This is a genomic window from Streptomyces apricus (assembly GCF_008369065.1).
Taxonomy (GTDB): domain Bacteria; phylum Actinomycetota; class Actinomycetes; order Streptomycetales; family Streptomycetaceae; genus Streptomyces; species Streptomyces apricus.
The window spans coordinates 1-605 of the sequence record NZ_VDFC01000292.1 but is presented as its reverse complement, the minus strand read 5'-3'; the positions used below and the strand labels follow the sequence as shown (position 1 = coordinate 605).

Annotated in this window: 1 rRNA gene and 1 pseudogene; both read left to right on the top strand. The window is 63.0% G+C overall.

Features of this window, described 5'->3' with window-relative positions:
- Positions 1 to 119: 119 nt before the first annotated feature.
- Positions 120 to 236, top strand: a 5S ribosomal RNA gene (gene rrf, locus FGF04_RS39760).
- An 89-nt stretch (positions 237 to 325) separates the two neighbouring features.
- Positions 326 to 605 (top strand): annotated as a pseudogene (locus tag FGF04_RS39755) (GNAT family N-acetyltransferase); the annotation flags it as partial.

Genomic DNA, 605 nt, shown 5'->3' with positions numbered 1-605 from the left:
GGTACTAATAGGCCGAGGGCTTGTCCTCAGTTGCTCGCGTCCACTGTGTTGGTTCTGAAACCACGAACAACCCCATTGCCATGGTCACGGTGATGGTGCGGTTGAGAGTTTCATAGTGTTTCGGTGGTCATAGCGTGAGGGAAACGCCCGGTTACATTCCGAACCCGGAAGCTAAGCCTCACAGCGCCGATGGTACTGCAGGGGGGACCCTGTGGGAGAGTAGGACGCCGCCGAACAAATATTGAATGGAAAGCCCCCGCACTTCGGTGCGGGGGCTTTCTTGCGTTCAGGAGGCATGCGCCCTACCGGTATTACGGTGGTTTCCATGAGTTCTGAACCTGACTACGTGTTCCGCTCGATACGCGCTGACGAATGGCCCGCCGTGAAGGAGATCCGGTTGGCCTCGCTGCGGGATCCGGTGGCGGACATCGCCTTCATGGACACCTACGAGAACGCCTCCGCCCAGCCCGACCGCTTCTGGCAGGAACGGGCTGCCGGCGCCGCCGAAGGGGTGCTGGAGCGGCAGCAGATCGTGGCCGAGGAGGTCGGCGGGCGGTGGGTCGGGTCCCTGGTCGTGCTGGTGGAGGAGGCCGGGGCCGTCGGGG